Annotated in this window: 20 protein-coding genes; 8 read left to right on the plus strand and 12 right to left on the minus strand. The window is 40.8% G+C overall.

Annotated features, from left to right (window positions below; translation table 11 throughout):
- The first annotated feature begins 52 nt into the window (after positions 1-52).
- From F955_RS14510 to F955_RS16905, 5 genes are all read left to right on the plus strand, one after another.
- Positions 53-1,021 carry an esterase/lipase family protein gene (locus F955_RS14510; RefSeq protein WP_005223425.1) on the plus strand — a complete coding sequence of 323 codons (969 nt, stop codon included), beginning with the start codon at positions 53-55 and terminating at the stop codon, positions 1,019-1,021.
- Between the two features lie 102 nt (positions 1,022-1,123).
- Positions 1,124-1,288, plus strand: a complete 165-nt coding sequence (locus F955_RS16755; RefSeq protein WP_167539044.1) for a hypothetical protein — start codon at positions 1,124-1,126, stop codon at positions 1,286-1,288.
- A gap of 28 nt (positions 1,289-1,316) precedes the next feature.
- Complete coding sequence (locus tag F955_RS14515; RefSeq protein WP_004896215.1) at positions 1,317-1,508, plus strand: lipase family protein; 192 nt, start codon at positions 1,317-1,319, stop codon at positions 1,506-1,508.
- Positions 1,509-1,551: 43 nt separating this feature from the next.
- Positions 1,552-1,893: a hypothetical protein gene (locus F955_RS16900; protein ID WP_026056738.1), complete on the plus strand. Its 342-nt coding sequence runs from the start codon at positions 1,552-1,554 to the stop codon at positions 1,891-1,893.
- Between the two features lie 13 nt (positions 1,894-1,906).
- Positions 1,907-2,065, plus strand: coding sequence for a hypothetical protein (locus tag F955_RS16905; RefSeq protein ID WP_228127699.1), 159 nt, complete (start codon positions 1,907-1,909; stop codon positions 2,063-2,065).
- 62 nt (positions 2,066-2,127) lie between these two features.
- Here F955_RS16905 and rplS read toward each other — a convergent pair whose 3' ends face one another.
- The 12 genes from rplS to ispH form a co-directional block, all read right to left on the minus strand.
- Positions 2,128-2,499 carry a 50S ribosomal protein L19 gene (rplS, locus tag F955_RS14525; RefSeq protein WP_004787066.1) on the minus strand — a complete coding sequence of 124 codons (372 nt, stop codon included), beginning with the start codon at positions 2,497-2,499 and terminating at the stop codon, positions 2,128-2,130.
- Between the two features lie 174 nt (positions 2,500-2,673).
- The gene (trmD, locus tag F955_RS14530) at positions 2,674-3,423 is read right to left on the minus strand and encodes a tRNA (guanosine(37)-N1)-methyltransferase TrmD (RefSeq protein WP_004896218.1); all 750 of its coding nucleotides are present in this window, start codon (positions 3,421-3,423) and stop codon (positions 2,674-2,676) included.
- Between the two features lie 42 nt (positions 3,424-3,465).
- A complete protein-coding gene (gene rimM, locus F955_RS14535) occupies positions 3,466-4,014 on the minus strand; it encodes a ribosome maturation factor RimM (RefSeq protein ID WP_004896220.1) in 549 nt (182 codons plus the stop codon).
- 28 nt (positions 4,015-4,042) lie between these two features.
- Positions 4,043-4,300, minus strand: a complete 258-nt coding sequence (gene rpsP / locus F955_RS14540; RefSeq protein WP_004809941.1) for a 30S ribosomal protein S16 — start codon at positions 4,298-4,300, stop codon at positions 4,043-4,045.
- A 138-nt stretch (positions 4,301-4,438) separates the two neighbouring features.
- On the minus strand, positions 4,439-4,876 hold the full coding sequence (locus F955_RS14545) for a type IV pilin protein (RefSeq protein ID WP_004896222.1): 438 nt from the start codon (positions 4,874-4,876) through the stop codon (positions 4,439-4,441).
- Positions 4,870-5,370, minus strand: a complete 501-nt coding sequence (locus F955_RS14550) for a type IV pilin protein (protein WP_004896224.1) — start codon at positions 5,368-5,370, stop codon at positions 4,870-4,872. Before F955_RS14550 ends, F955_RS14545 begins: the two co-directional genes overlap by 7 nt.
- Entirely contained in the window at positions 5,370-9,074 is a 3,705-nt protein-coding gene (locus tag F955_RS14555) for a pilus assembly protein (RefSeq protein WP_004896226.1), read from the minus strand. The genes F955_RS14550 and F955_RS14555 overlap by 1 nt, the downstream gene beginning before the upstream one ends.
- A 15-nt stretch (positions 9,075-9,089) precedes the next feature.
- Positions 9,090-9,833: a hypothetical protein gene (locus F955_RS14560; RefSeq protein ID WP_004896228.1), complete on the minus strand. Its 744-nt coding sequence runs from the start codon at positions 9,831-9,833 to the stop codon at positions 9,090-9,092.
- A 2-nt stretch (positions 9,834-9,835) separates the two neighbouring features.
- A complete protein-coding gene (locus F955_RS14565) occupies positions 9,836-10,747 on the minus strand; it encodes a PilW family protein (protein ID WP_004896237.1) in 912 nt (303 codons plus the stop codon).
- Positions 10,744-11,262 (minus strand): type IV pilus modification protein PilV, encoded by a 519-nt coding sequence (gene pilV, locus F955_RS14570; RefSeq protein WP_004896239.1) that lies wholly within the window; start codon positions 11,260-11,262, stop codon positions 10,744-10,746. Before pilV ends, F955_RS14565 begins: the two co-directional genes overlap by 4 nt.
- Positions 11,262-11,813: a pilus assembly FimT family protein gene (locus F955_RS14575; protein ID WP_004896241.1), complete on the minus strand. Its 552-nt coding sequence runs from the start codon at positions 11,811-11,813 to the stop codon at positions 11,262-11,264. The genes pilV and F955_RS14575 overlap by 1 nt, the downstream gene beginning before the upstream one ends.
- A gap of 163 nt (positions 11,814-11,976) precedes the next feature.
- Positions 11,977-12,927 (minus strand): 4-hydroxy-3-methylbut-2-enyl diphosphate reductase, encoded by a 951-nt coding sequence (ispH, locus tag F955_RS14580; protein ID WP_004896243.1) that lies wholly within the window; start codon positions 12,925-12,927, stop codon positions 11,977-11,979.
- 133 nt (positions 12,928-13,060) lie between these two features.
- On the opposite strand from ispH, the gene gmk reads away from it, so the two are divergent.
- The 3 genes from gmk to F955_RS14595 all read left to right on the plus strand — a co-directional run bounded on the left by gmk (position 13,061) and on the right by F955_RS14595 (position 16,363).
- Positions 13,061-13,684: a guanylate kinase gene (gene gmk, locus F955_RS14585; RefSeq protein ID WP_004896246.1), complete on the plus strand. Its 624-nt coding sequence runs from the start codon at positions 13,061-13,063 to the stop codon at positions 13,682-13,684.
- A gap of 74 nt (positions 13,685-13,758) precedes the next feature.
- Complete coding sequence (gene rpoZ, locus F955_RS14590; protein WP_004896248.1) at positions 13,759-14,040, plus strand: DNA-directed RNA polymerase subunit omega; 282 nt, start codon at positions 13,759-13,761, stop codon at positions 14,038-14,040.
- 217 nt (positions 14,041-14,257) lie between these two features.
- Positions 14,258-16,363: a RelA/SpoT family protein gene (locus F955_RS14595; RefSeq protein WP_004896249.1), complete on the plus strand. Its 2,106-nt coding sequence runs from the start codon at positions 14,258-14,260 to the stop codon at positions 16,361-16,363.
- The last annotated feature ends 24 nt before the right edge of the window (positions 16,364-16,387 follow it).

Here is a 16,387-nt window from a genome sequence, read left to right on the forward strand (position 1 = left end):
GCACAACAGGATGAGGATCATCCGGTTAAAACAACAAAGTGAGGAAAATATGATGAAATGTGGAGTGTTAATCACTGGTCTACTGCTAGTGGGTACATGTCTCAGTACTCAGGCATCCACCCAAGCCAGTCAGGTCACTGCAAAAGCCAGTTCCAGCTATGCGAAAACCAAATATCCAATTGTTTTTGCACATGGCATGGCGGGCTTTATTCGGATTGGTACCGATCAGTTTGGCTTAGATTACTGGTACCAGATTCTGCCAGATCTGGCGCGTAACGGTGCCAATGTCTGGGCAACCCGTGTTTCACCATTCAATTCCTCCGAAATCCGCGGTGAACAACTTCAACATCAAGTTGAAGAAATTCTGGCGATTACCGGTGCAGAAAAAGTCAACTTGATTGGTCATTCTCACGGCGGTCCAACCATTCGCTATGTCGCAGGTGTAGCACCGGCGCTAGTTGCTTCTCTGACTTCAGTCGGCGCACCACATAAAGGTTCCCCTGTTGCAGACCTGATCCTGCAAGCAGAAGGAACACCTGTACAAGGTCCTTTAGTGGGAGGAATCAATCTGGTATCTAAAGCCATTACTTGGGCACAAGGTCTGGATCCAAACAGTTTCCCACATGACTCTCTGGCGGGTGGTAGCAGTCTAACCTTGGCAGGATCTGCGAAATTTAATCAGAAATATCCAATTGGTATGCCAACTACAGCTTGTGGTGAAGGTGCCTATCAACAGAAAGGCATTTACAACTATTCATTCACAGGTGTTGGTCAAGTCACGAACCTGCTTGATCCTGATTCAGCACTTAAAGTCACTGCCCTGCTCATTGATGGTGGCAAAGAAAATGATGGGCTGGTATCACGCTGTAGCGCCAAGTTCGGTAAAACCATTCGTGATAATTACAACTGGAACCATCTGGATGAAGTGAATATGGTGCTTGGCTTGAAAAACCTGTTTGCTCCAGATCCAGTGGATGTTTACCGTCAACATGCCAATCGGTTAAAACTACAAGGCTTATAAAGCAATTTGTATGATCAGCCCTAATCAACATGAGTAGGGCTTTCTCATATCTTCTTAAAATTGAATTTTATAAAACTTAATATTGCATTGATGCTGTTAGCCATGACATTAACCTTTAATGTTCAAACCAACACATCTCATCTCCAACAGGCAGAAACAAAATTCATCATATCAAGCTATGCAAAAACCCAATATCCGATTGTCTTTGCACATGGACTTCTCGGCTTTAATCGCTTAGCAACAGAAAATTTAGCAATGGATTATTGATATCAAATCCTGCCTGATTTGGCACGAAATGGTTCCACCGCTTTTGCAATACGTATGTCCCCATTTAAGCGAATTACGTGGCGAGCAATATGTGGCTCAACTTCATAAAGTCCTAGCCATTAGAAGTACGAAAAAACTTAATTTAATTGGGCATAGTCATGGTGCACATGCAGTACGTTATGCTGCGGGTGTGATGCCTAAAAAATTGCATCTGCACTAACGGTAGGCGATGCCAATCAAGGCACGGTTTTGCATCTGATGTGATGAAAATAGCGAATAGCACAGGCACTGCTGAACTACTGAATGTACTGATTAATCCCTTCGGAAATGTACTAATGTGGGGACAAAGGCTAGATGGGCAAACGTTCCCTCACAACGCATTGCCAGCCGGTCATAGTACCTCTATGGAAGGAACAGCCGAATTTAACCAACGTTTTAATACGGGACTATCTTTAAAGAAATGTGGTGAAGGTAAATATCAAGATCAAGGGATGGCGCTGTATTCAATCACCGGCAATCAGCCTGTAATCAATGCCTTAGATATCAGTGATGTGGCCATCAAAGCCTTAAATAGATTATCTGCCTATAAAAGAAGCTGCCAATGATGGCATCATATCGGTGTGTAGGGCAAAGTTTGGTAAAACTATCTGTGATGATTATCCATGGAATCATTTAGATGAAATTAATCTGATGTTTGGCATCAAAGGGACTTTTGCACCGGATCGTATCAATGTCTACCGCCAACATGCCAATCGTTTAAAGTTGCAAGGGCTATAAAATTCAAGTATAAAAAAATGCGCCAAGAGGCGCATTTTTTATGCTTTAAAGCAAGGCTAAAATTAACCTTGTTTACGAGCTGGCAACTTTTCACGAATACGTGCAGCTTTACCAGAAAGTTCACGTAGGTAGTAAAGTTTAGCACGACGAACATCACCACGACGTTTCACTTCAATCTTAGCAACGATTGGAGAGTGAGTTTGGAATACACGCTCAACGCCAACACCGCTAGAAATTTTACGTACTGTGAACGCAGAGTTCAGACCACGGTTTTTCTTAGCGATTACAACGCCTTCAAACGCCTGTAGACGTTCACGGTCGCCTTCTTTTACTTTTACTTGGACAACTACTGTGTCACCTGGTGCAAAAGCTGGGATGTCTTGTTTAAGCTGAGCATTTTCAACAGCTTGAACTAAAGGATGCTTACCGCTCATGGGGTATCTCCAATATTGTGGGTCAGAAGAGGTCTGAGATCCACTGGGGCTAGAGGCTAAAGCGCATAGACCCGATTGACTTTCCCTTTATGCTTGACCGCTTCAATGCATAAAGAGTCTATTTAAGTGTGGCAAAAAAGCGAAGCTTCTTGCCTTTTGCGCTCGGAGAATAAATTAAGATCTATTTCCTTGCAAATCTTTTAGCCATTTTTTTTGTTGCTTTGTCAGTTCGACTTGTTCGACCAATTCAGGTCGACGTTCAAGCGTACGCTGATAACGCTGCAAAAAACGCCATTTTTCAATATTGGCATGATGTCCCGATTTTAAAATGTCTGGCACATCCATACCCTCAAAATGGTCTGGCTTGGTATATTGTGGGCAATCTAAAAGACCATCCACAAATGAGTCTTGCACATGGGATTGTTCATCCGACATCGCACCCGGAAGTCTCCGGATAATACTGTCCAATAAAACCATCGCAGGGAGTTCACCACCCGACAATACGTAATCTCCAATCGACCATTCCTGATCAACATATTTCTGGATCAAACGCTCATCGACACCTTCATAACGTCCGCACAATACGATCAGTCCGTCATATTTAACGAAATCCTGTACCGCAGGTTCATTTAAGGTTTTTCCTTGCGGTGACATATACACCACAGGAACATGAACTGCACCCGCTTGCGCTGCAAGCTCTTTGGCACGATGAATTGCTTTCGCTAATGGCTCAGCCATCATCACCATACCTGGACCACCACCAAATGGACGTTCATCCACCCGTTTGTAATTCCCTTCAGCAAATTCGCGTGGATTGATGCAATGAATTTGCATCAAATCACGTTGTGCTGCGCGCCCGCTAATACCGAAACGTGTAATCGCTTCAAACATTTCAGGAAAAAGCGTAATGACTGCAAAAAACACCGCAGACTCCTCTATTTTCCTGCTCTGTGAATCCTGAAAGGATTAATAATCTACGCTCCAATTGACGTAGATGCGACCCGCTTCGAGATCAACACGTTGTACCACATCTTTATGCCATGGAATCATACGCTCTTCACCATCGACACTATCGGCAGTTGCGCGAACCACCATCACATCGTTAGCACCTGTTTCAAACAGCTCAAAAATTTGACCGAGGTTTACTTCTTGTTCGTCATCGTTCAGACCTAACACTGTTAGACCTTTTAAATCAGACCAATAATACTCGTCCACACCTGCTTGAGGCAGTTGCGCTTTTGAAATCCAGATATTTGCGCCAACCAAGTTGTCTGCTGCGGTACGATCACTCACACCTTTTAAGCTGACCACCAAGCCTTTGCCATGTGGTTTCCAACGTTTTACATCGACAGTTTGCCAACCTGCTTTGGTTTCAATGTACCAAGGCAGGTAGTCAAATATGTTGCTCATGGGTTCTGTATTGGAATAGACCCAGAGCCACCCATTTAATCCATAAGCTGAACGTAGCTGTCCAATCTGAATACGATCTTCGGGTACATTCTGTGTTGGTGTCATGGGCTACCTACTACTTAATTTGCAAAAATTATGCAGCAGCTGCAGCTTTCTTCGCTTGAGCAGCTAAAGAAGCAACACGTTCAGAAGGTTGAGCACCTTGCGCTACCCAGTGAGCAAAACGGTCAGCATCTAAACGAAGTTTTTCTGCTTTACCTTGAGCTGTTGGGTTGAAGAAACCGATACGTTCGATGAAACGACCGTCACGTGGATTGCGGCTATCAGTTACAACGATTTGATAGAATGGACGCTTTTTAGCACCACCGCGAGTAAGACGAATAACTACCATGATACAACCTTATAGTTTTTACGGATTATCCCTGTACCGACCATCGATACATTTCAAACCCCTTTCATAGAGGGCAGTATTTTACGTGAATTTCGCCCTGAATGAAAGATCAAATTTTAGGTTATCAACAGTTAGAATTTATTTATCGGACCAAGCAGAACAAGTATCTGTTAGCACAGGAGAATCTTTTCCTTTAAACCAGCATTGGCGCCCTGTAGAATCTATCGTCATAGCACCAGTCTTAGCTTGGGAACCAATAGGTTTAGCAGTCAATACCCAGTTATGGGTGGGATCTATTTCTGTACTTGATAATTCTAAGCTGTATGTTGCAGAACCAGATTTAGAAATACTACTACTGCCATACACCTTTGTTAAATTCGCTCCATAAAAAGAACCATTCGCTAATTTATAACTAGCCAATTTGTTCGCAATTTCCATTAGCTCAACTTGTGCTTCGACCCTCTTCGTTCTTTGCACATATTCCTGATATGAAGGGTAAGCAATAGCAGCTAAGATTGCAATAATTGCAACCACAATCATTAATTCAATTAAAGTAAAACCTTGTTTTTTTACCATTGTTCTACTCCACTTCCAGTACAAGCACTATACGACACATTTTCACTCGCCGTGGTTTTACAACGAACTCCCGTACTTGTTAACAATAATGTATATAGCTTTCCGTCTGATGAATCTAATGGAGTCGCTTTCATTGACCAAACCATTCCATTGTCTGTGGTCAGTAAATTTTCAGTAGTCGCGCGGCTAATATCTTTTAACTCAATTTTATATTTGGATGTGGCTACATTAAATATCCCTCCTGGTACAAATACTTCAGGCATAGCAACAGTCCCCGCATATAAATATTTGGGATCAAATTTTTTATAAGAGAAATTTTTAGCTTTATGTCTCTCTAATTGATCAGCTAATTTCAACATTTCTTGCTGAACTTGAGCCGTTAGATTTTTGCGAATAAAGCTTTGATAGCTTGGTATTGCTATCGCAGCTAAAATCGCAATAATCACCACTACGACCATTAACTCAATTAGAGTGAATCCAGATAATTTACGCATTACCCTCCCCCTTGCGCATATTTCTCATACCAACGATTTGGAATAAATTTTAAAGCACCGCCATAATTTTTGATTTGTCCTGATCCACTACCAGTGACACCGTCTTTTTTATCTTCATTTAATACAAAGATAGAGCGTTTATTTGGATCGCCATCACGACCACCACCAATAATAGGCTCACCAATACCTGCACCTAATGGAATATAAATATTGGTTTTACAAATACCGTATGGCAAACAAAAGCGCTGTAATGCTGTTTCTCCTGCTACACCTGCACTACAACTTCCCGTGGTACCAGGTTTAGAAGAATCAAAAACAGGAACATATAAATCACTTTCCATTGCAACTAATGAGCCCAAACTTTTTAAAATTTGCTTATTCTTAGTTGATGTTTCTGCTGTTCCAGTAGCACTAAGTGCCTCTTCCTTATTAAATAAATAGTACCAACCACCATTACCTAATGAAGAGTCTATTTTCGGACGTTTGCTATTAGTTAGCGAATCATTACTATCTACACGATTATCCAATAATTTTAACTGACTTATGGCTGTTGCATTGTTTGCACCTAAGGTACGAGTATCAAAAGCTGACGTAGGGTACTTACTTGAATAGACATCGTAGTCATAAATTGCAAACACGCCATCAAAATCATCAACTCCGGACACAGGTGTCGCATGTCCATGTAATGGTTGACTCTTATTACCAGAAGCAAAACTAACTACAGCAACCCCCTCCTTCGAATGAACCGTAAAAGTAGGAGCATTATAAAAACGCTTACGAGTCGCACTTAGATCTAATATTCGATTAACTTGTGATTTGAATCCACTTGTAGAGGGTGAAAAATCGACGCGGAATGCTTGGCCTCTTAAATCACCAAAATATAGATGATCAATTAAGCCATCATTATTACGGTCTACCGTTTTTATTTCACTAACGATACTGTAATTCATATTTACAGTACTACCATTACCAGCTAATTTCAGATTTTTTGTACCACTTGTAGTAGTAGCTGTATTATTACCACTTACCGACCAAAGTAAATCACCATTATCGGCATCAAACATATAGACCCCAGCACCAATTTTGTTGGTTTGGTCATAGTCCGCAGCTTCATAGCCACCATAACCATCACGCTTCTCTTTGACTAATTTATCACCAACTGTTTTTGTTTTATAAATTCCATCTCCATCAGCTTCTAAACCTGGTGTACTACCTGCATCATAGCCACCACCAACAATCATGACTAATTTTCGCTTACCAAACCAATTCACATACGCAAGCGTAGGCTTAGACCAGCTTTGCCCCATGTACTTCAATTCATCAATTGTTTTAGATTCAGTAGTACTTCCATCCAAATAGTGAACTTGTTTATTATTTGGATCAATGTGAAATTTAACTTTAGGTGAACTCATGTCTGTTAGGTCTAAAGAATAGTAACTTCTCCCCCCCATACGCAAACCACCATAAACCCATTGTTTTCCTTTAAGATTAATGGTTTCATCTTCACCAGCATCATTCTGAATTATGCGTGAGCCACCATCTACTGTAAGTTTCCCATTTGGGTCAGAAACATATACTGTATGTGCAGTCCATTCTCCATCTATACCGTAATACAGTTTATTTTTACCACCAGTATCAGCACCGCCATCAAGTAAAAAACCTTGATTCTGTAACTCAATCATTTCTTTAGGGACGAAAGCAAATACTTCATTACCTTTACCATTTTTAGCATCTAGCACATGCAATACACCTTGGGTGCTCCCAAACAAGATATAGTCATCTCGATTTGTTGTATCAATAGTTGCTGAAGTACTCGTTCCAGTAACTGTCGGTATGCCAGATTGGGTTAAAAGTACAGGTTTTGAATGTAATATTGCACCAATCTGCGGCAACTTACCTGTGATAGATTTAGTTGTTAAATCTTCACCTGCAACCGCACTCTCATAACCAAGAAGTCCCATCAATGCAGCACGATAAGGCGCAGAACTATTCAAATTGTAAGCTGTTGTAATTGCATTAAACTTAGTTTTTTTCTCAGAATCATCATACCAACTTAAATTTAAATTTTGAGAGACTTTTCCATTTTGATAACTAAAATCTGTAAGTAGGAGTCTTTCTTTTGGTGAACGGTCAGCAACATAGCCTTGAAGTAAATTACTTAAAGCCCCTCCTTGAAAAGCAGTTTCATTTGAAGTTGGTACATATGCCGAGTTCTTCCACAAGTCTGCTACATTCTTAATTTCGTTGTTTTGCATTACAGGATTTGAACCTGTAATCGTACCTGGATAAGATCCAGAGCGATTCCCATATAGTGACCCAAGAACAGCATGATATTTTTTTAAGTTGCCATACCAAGTCCGTTGTGATTCAGTTGTCGCAACTTTAGGTACAAATTGAGGAAAGTAACCGTATGGTTGGATCGCATTACTATTCAGTGCATCAATCGGTAAGGTAGCATTACCTGTGCTAATACCTGGTATATCTGTTTTGACAGTTGTTAAAAACTTTTTAAAACTCTCAACAACAGCTTTACTATCTAAGCCTGAGTAAGATCCTCCCTCTCCAAGCTCTCCCCACGACTTAGCATCCTTGACATCATCGCTCGGATCAGTAACTGCCGTATCGAAATCACGACCAAATCCTACAACGGCTGTTTTAATTTTAATACCTACGGGGTTTTTTTCAGGATCTAACAAGGCCTGATTAAATTTACCAGTACAATTCCAAGCATGCTGATCATCATAATATGAAGAAAGACGACCCAATACACTAGTTGCTGTTGCTTTACAGTCAAATAAACTCCCCTTTGTATCCAAAGCAGATTTCATTACTTTATACGCATCTCCACTTTTTCCATCATCCCCTGGTGCGGTACCATCAGGCTCTGGTCTACCATCCGTTAAAAAATAAATTCCTTGAGCACTACATTGTTTAGCAGTATCAGTCGTTTGAGCTGCGATAGATACTGGTTTTGAGTAATTAGTACTAGAATTACTGTAATTTCCTCCACCAGTTTTCGTACCCATTAATATTGCTGCAGCCTCTGCATATGCATATGGTGTGGGTGTACCTCCTGTAGCTGTTAAATCTAAGATTGTTTGTACTAAATTTGCTCTATGGGTATTATCTAACTTTTTTACATCTTGAATTTTCTGACCTTTATTGTCTGAAAAAACTGCTAAACCTATATAAAGATCTGGACTTAGAGGCTCTACAATATTATTAGGGTCTGATTTATCACCCAATAGTAACTGCAATAAGCCTATTTTTAATTGTGTTAAGCGTGTACTTTGACGATCAATTTCAGTTCCAAATGATGGGAATATTAGCCACCACGATGTAGTACCACGAATACATTCTTTATAACTTAGTGACTTTGTGCCATACCATTCACTTGCACCAAAGGTATGTACAATATTACTACTAGCTTGTTTATAAGAATACCCACCTGCGTCATTTGTATTGGAAGGACAGTTTTGCTTATCATAAGTAACAGTATTGCCATAGTCAGTAAAATTCATACTCCCCGATTTATCAAGCATGAATAATATTGTAGTTGCACCAGCACCAGTTGCTGGTGCCTTATATATATCAATATCACTTGCACCCACACTGCTACAAATCAGTGCTGTAATAGATGCCGAAAATATTGATAATCTTGCCTTAGCTAAGGCAGTATGATTTAAAATTTGCTTCATATTCATTTTATTTCTCCTACCTTAATTCACTTGGCGCAACTGATATTCCATTTCTTGACTACTATATGGAACATTCAATTTTGATAAACAATCAGCAACACTATCTTTGGTTACACCATCTACAACAACATTAAAACTTGGGTAATTCATCACACACTTATTAATTTCATCTGCAGACGCTGTAGATAAATTTGGTATAAAAGAAGTAGCATTTATAATAATGGTTCCGATATCTTTACCACCATAGGTCTCTGAGTCACTTCCTTCATACATATGACCCCAATCTTTACGTCCCTCGAGGATAGAACGCGCCCCGATACGAGTCACCACAGCACCACGATCTGAGGTAAAATCAGTAGCCTTATTCACCTTACAGTAACCATCCTGTCCCATCTCATTTTTTGAAATATTAGCCCCTTGCCAATAAACAAGACTCGCTTTCCCTAAATTATATTTATCGTCTTTTTCACTTTTTCTTAAACAATAAACCAACTCTTTGCCCTTATTTTCAGGTTTATTCACATATCCGATCATTCCGTTATCTAATTGAAGCTTTGCAATTTTAACTGCATGATCAGCATAAGATTCGAGCTGAAAAAATACAGCGTCCGAATTTTGTACCAATAAAGCTTGAGCCTGCGCATTCGTTGTAATATTAAGTGATGTTATTGCTCCACGAATAGCCCAAGTACCTATGATTGTGATGAGCAAAAGTATGATCAAAACAAAAATTAATGTATTTCCTGCTTGTTTATTTTTCATCATGTTCACTCCGCCCGATTTTCCACACCAAACCCATTGCGTAAAGCGACTGTTTGGGTAATAACTTGACGTAAATATTTACTTTTATCTGGATCAGTTAATAACTCTTTATTTTCCAAATCTAATAGCGTAAATTTAGTCAATTCTGTGCCATTTGCCACGGATTCAGGTGAGCGAACCAAAATACCCAATTGAATAGACACAATTTGTGGTTTATCAATTAGCTTTATATATTCAGATGGAGAAACATAAAGAAATTCATCCATCACACCATCTTTGACTGCATTATCGCGAGCAACCCCTAATAACACACGTAAATGATCGACATTTGGGATGAGCATTTCACCATCACCAGATAAATCTAAACTCGTAGCAGAATCACCTGTATATACCGTCGCTTTGCAACGCAATGAAAGTGGTCTATATTGACCAGCAGTTGCCGCTGCCTTTTCTTCCTTTAAAAAATAGCGTTGTACAACGAATTGATTTGGTAAAACTTTCACACCTTCACAATTAAATTGACTACCAATTGTATTTTTATATTGAATTACAATTTGATCACTCTTAAGGTTATTAAAATTACTAGGTCCAATGGAAGATTTAGTTAACAAAGCATTTATGGATTCAGCATCTGTCATTGTCGCCTTGCTTATATTTGTATTATTAAAAACAATACCACCATGCAATGTATCAACTGTCATAGCTGCACTATTTGAATCTATGTTCGCACGACGTAAATCTCTAACAATGTAATCCATACCAAATAATCCACTATTTTGAATATTCGCACTACTTTGTTGAAAGGCTAGGCTCTGATTTGCATTAATAAAAACTTGTATTGATGCCGCAACGATAAGTGAACCTAAAACCAAAGCGATCATTAATTCTATTAAGGTGAATCCTCGTTGAATATTCATGACCCATATGCCTCCATCACCAAACATTTAGCACCTGCAACATATACACCAGACACCATACAATTTGCCTGACTGGTCGCCGTAATCGCTGTGTCTCCCCAAGCGACATAAACACATTGACGATCCCCTCCGTGGCAATCGCTAATTATGATTGTCATATTCTTTTGTTTCGCTGCTCCTAATAATTGTCTAGCATCAAAAGTTGCCATTTCAGCTCGTGTACACATAGGTGTATTTGTAACAGAAGCACCACTATCATCCGCTCTTATGCAATTTTTAGTAGTCGCATTTCCAGGGGCATTAATTTCAGATTTATATTTACTAAGCTGTGTTCTATTTACGCGAATTTTTTCCGCAAGATCTCGTGCGAGTGTCATTGCTGCTGTCCTATCATTTGCTTCTTGTATCGCGTCGAGTGCTCTAAACTGTAAAGCAGCAAAGCCTAGAACAGCTATAGCTAAAATAACCAGGGAGACAAGAACTTCCATTAACCCAACGCCACGTTGACTTTTCATCACTTACACTCCCCAATGAGTGGTTTATTTTGAATACGATCAATCACTCCACTCTTAAAGATTTTTATAGATTTAATTTCTGTTAATTTTTCATGACAAACTTCAAAGACTAAATCTTCAGTATCTTCCCACTGCATAATTTGCTTTGGATTAGTCAATGGATCTTCGGGCAGATCCGCTTTATACCCTGGGTTATCAACTAATTTACGAATTGCTGTTGTGCGTTTTTTCGCCAAACCTGTTGGTGTAAAAGTAACCCCTTCTGGCAATCCTTTAGCAAGCACATGTACAGTTGACCTTGTCGTATCCCAATAGAACTTATCACCAGTATTTTCTTGATTCTTAAATTCTAAAGAAATATCTTTGCGAAGTGAAACGGCTGTTCCTCGAACATTTGACAATGTCATCGCCAAATCTCTTGCCTCTGTCTCTAACTGTTTCTTGTACACCAAAGGCATAAGATTCGGAGCCGCCATCATCGCGATAATCGCCAACACCGCAATGGTCACCATCAACTCAATTAAGGTGAACCCGTTTTCTTTTCTTTGCATACTCCCCCCAATACACAGACTTCGCCCTATTAAAAATAATAACCAACAACTTTACAAAACCCTCACACTTCAGGATAAAAGGCATAAAAAAGCAGATAATCGTTATTCAACGGTTATCTGCCTATTTTTCATCAATTTTTTAAAGTGTTATATGCTTCCAAGTTTAGGCCTGTGTTACAGGAATACGTAACTCTTTAGGCAAACTAAAGGTAATATTTTCTTCGCGGCCTGCCAGCTCTTCAGGTGCTTTAGCGCCCCAATCCTGCAAGCGTTGAATCACCTGTTTAATTAAAATTTCAGGTGCAGATGCACCCGCAGTCACACCAATTTTTGTATTTGCTTTAAACCATGCTTGCTCCAACTCGTCTGCATTATCCACCAAATAGGCGCGTTTCCCCATGCGTTCGGCTAACTCGCGTAAACGGTTAGAGTTAGATGAGTTTGGTGAACCGACCACCAACACCACATCACACTGACTGGCCAAGTCACGCACTGCATCCTGACGGTTTTGAGTGGCATAACAAATATCGTCTTTACGCGGTCCTTGAATGTTCGGATATTTTTGGCGTAAGGCATCAATCACTTTGGCAGTATCATCAATCGACAAAGTAGTTTGCGTCACAAAAGCCACTTTATCTGGATGCTGAACCGCAAGTGCAGCCACATCATCTTCATCTTCCACCAAATAAATTTCGCCACCATTTTTCTTGTCGTACTGTCCCATGGTTCCTTCAACTTCGGGGTGTCCTTCGTGACCAATTAAAATCGCCTCTGTGCCTTCACGGGCATATTTGGTGACTTCAATATGTACCTTAGTCACCAAGGGACAAGTCGCATCAAAAACCTTCAGACCACGACGCTCAGCTTCTTGCTGCACTGCTTTAGATACGCCATGTGCACTAAAAATCACAATATTGTCATCGGGCACTTCATCTAGCTCATCGACAAAAATTGCACCGCGTTGGCGCAAGTCATCGACCACAAATTTATTGTGTACCACTTCATGCCGCACATAAATCGGTGGGTTAAAGCATTCTAGGCCACGGTTCACGATCGCAATGGCACGATCTACACCAGCACAAAAACCACGCGGATTGGCTAAAACAATTTCCATAGAATCCTCAATACTCACACCATTTTTAGCGGTTCAATTGAAATAAATGTAAACAATCGACTGACAACTATTTAGTTTAAAGCCGCTCTACTCTAAAATAGAGAAGATATTTTATCATATCAGGAAAAATATCATGTCGGGTCTCTTGTTTGTCGTTTCTGCTGCGTCTGGAACAGGCAAAACATCCCTCGTTAAAGCATTACTTGAACGTGTCAACAATCTTCATGTTTCTGTTTCTCATACGACACGCGGTCAACGACCTGGCGAACTCGATGGTGTGCATTACCACTTCTCTACCAAAGAAGATTTTCTCAATCTGGTCAATGAAGGTGGCTTTATTGAATATGCTGAAGTCTTTGGTAACTATTATGGTACTGCGCAAGCGACTGTAAAAGAGCAACTGGCTAAAGGTCATGATGTCCTGCTCGAGATTGACTGGCAGGGTGCACAGCAGGTTCGTCGCTTATTTCCTGAATCTAAACAAATTTTCATTTTGCCGCCGAGCCAGTTTGACTTGCGTCAACGTCTATCTAACCGTGGTACAGACTCTGTTGATGTGATTGAGCATCGTTTGAGCTGCGCGGTAGAAGATATGCAGCAATATGTGAACTTTGATTATGTCATTATCAATGATGACTTCAACAAAGCGCTGCATGATCTGGAAGCCGTGATTATTGCCAACCGATTGGCACTTCATCAGCAAGCGAATCGTCATGAAAAACTGATTCAGGCTTTAATTACACCAAGCGAAGAGTGATTAAAACTTGAGTCTACAGGCAAAGCCTTTTATACTTCGCAGTCTGTTAAAATATTATTCAAACGAGAATTCTTATGGCACGCGTAACCGTTGAAGATTGTTTAGACCATGTAGACAACCGCTTTGAGCTTGTACTAGTGGCAAGCAAACGCGCGCGTCAATTGGCACGTCAAGGCATTGAACCAACTGTAGAATGGGACAATGACAAGCCAACCGTTGTTGCTCTACGTGAAATTGCAGTAGGTCATGTATCTAAAGACATCCTGAAACAACGTGACCAAGACTACCAGACTTCTAGTCTAGACCTTGCACTTTCAGCAAATAACCTGAATCTGGACGGTTTTTCTTTCCAGTAAGAAACCCTTCTTATAAAAAGCCTAGTTTTCAACTAGGCTTTTTTTGTTTTGTGACTTTTATATTCTGTCTAGAACGGTTATAACATAAGGTCGAGTTATCAAGTTTATGCAGTTTTTCCGTGAATAGAAACGGAATAAATTGACAAACTTTGCGATTTGCTTTTCATTAAAAGTATTCGCACATTTTTAGTAAAGAATTCAGTTTTAAAGGTGTTTTATGCCAGGCCCACAGGTCAGTCAAGCCAAGCAACAGCTTAATATCATCATCGACGCTTATTTGAGTGCCAGTGAAGTCGAGCGTGTGCTTGCCGCCTGTGATTATGCGGATATTGCCCATGATGGCATTACCCGTAAAAGTGGCGAACCCTATATCCTGCATCCGATCGCTGTGAGCAGTATTCTGGCGCATATGCGTTTAGATGCCGAAACTCTCATGGCAGCCTTACTCCATGATGTGATTGAAGATACGGATTTCAACAAGGACGACATTGCTGAAAAATTCGGCAAGACGGTAGCTGAACTGGTGGACGGCGTCACCAAACTAAGCCAATCCAGTGATAAGGAATATAATAAAGCCGCTTCTTTCCGGAAAATTCTTCAGGCTACCCTACAGGACCCACGTGTCATTATTGTGAAACTGGCAGACCGTTATCACAACATGACTACCTTAGATGCCTTACGCCCAGATAAACGTGCACGTATTGCCAAAGAGACTTTTGAAATTTTTGTACCAATGGCCCGGCTGGTTGGTATGAATGAGATGGCCGACAATCTGGAACATCTCTGTTACCAGAACCTGGATCTGGACATGTACAATAATGTCCAGACTGCCTTACAGCAAACCAAATCCAAACGCTGTGAATATCAGGCGATCTGGGAAAGAAAACTGAATGAATTACTCAATCAGTATAATATCCAGGGCCGAATCAAGAAGAAAAATAATAATATCGAGTTGCTACGTCACTTCGTTAAGAATGATATTAACCTGCAGGAATTGACCCATAGTCATGCCTTTGAAATCATTTTACAAAGCATTGCTGACTGTGACCGATTTGCAGAACTCCTGGAAGAGAGCTTCCAGGTGTTGAGTTTTGCCGATCATATTCGTCGCCCGTTGCCGGGTGGCAACCAGTCGCTGAGTATGCGTATCAAGGGTGAAAAGACGACACTTTCTCTGACCATTCAAACCGAACTGATGCGTAAGGCAGCACGTTTTGGTGTAGTACTGGGTGAAAATGCACCTCAAGCCTGCCGCTCTGCGATTCAGGCTTCCATGCAAAATCTGAATGTTCTGGTGGATGGTGATTGTGCCAAGACCACTTTTAATGAATTACTGGATTATCTGCATCAGGAAAAAATCTGGGTTTATACTCCTCATGGTCAGCTACATGAATTACCTCAAGGCGCGACTGTAGTGGATTTTGCTTATTCTGCCAGTCTATTTCTAGGTAATCACGCGATTGGTGCCAAAATTAATGGCGATACCAAACCGCTTTCTACACCTTTAAGTAGTGGTCAAGTCATTGAAGTGATCACCGATGTACTCGCCTCACCAAATCCAGACTGGCTCAGCTTTATTAATACCCAAAAAGCCCGTCGTGCGATTCAAAACATCCTGCGTGATCAGGATATTGACGAGCAGCGTATGGTCGGTGAACAGGCTTTAAATCGTGCTTTAAAATTATTTAATCGTTCTATTCAGGATTTAACTGACGCGGACTGGGCCAATATTCTGCAATGGCGTCATATTCCGACTCAGGAGCGTCTATATGAACAGATTGCAGTCGGTGATTTATTACCTCAATTGGTCGCCAATCACCTCTTTGCTCAAGATGCAGAAACTGGCTCCAACTCGACTCGTTTAATTCAGGGTACAGAAGGGGTCGATGTCAAATATGCGCACTGCTGCAATCCGGTACTGGGTGATCCGATTCAAGGTCATCTGACCCGCCGTGGTCTAATCGTACATCGTGCACGCTGCCATAACTTGCTACACGAACAAAATCTGCATCCAGAAAATATCATGCCATTGCAGTGGACCTCTGAGGACCTTGAAGATATCAGCTTTACCGCTTATCTCTGCATTGACCTGTCCATGGATGATGAACAGATTTCCGAACTGATCTATGAATGCCGCAAAGCCAAGTCTGGGGTAGAGTCGGTACGTAGTTATGAAGGTAAGACTTATGTCAACGTAGTCGTACATAACCGTAAGCAGATTGCCCAGCTGATTCGAGACTTGCGTATGCATTACGGCTTCCCGCGAATTATCCGCCTATCCCAGCCAATAAGCATTTCAGAAGCCACATCGAAGGCGAGTTAATCATTTAAAACGATAATGCTTTTG

Origin of the sequence: Acinetobacter schindleri CIP 107287, from assembly GCF_000368625.1 — a bacterium.
GTDB classification, from domain to species: Bacteria; Pseudomonadota; Gammaproteobacteria; order Pseudomonadales; family Moraxellaceae; genus Acinetobacter; species Acinetobacter schindleri.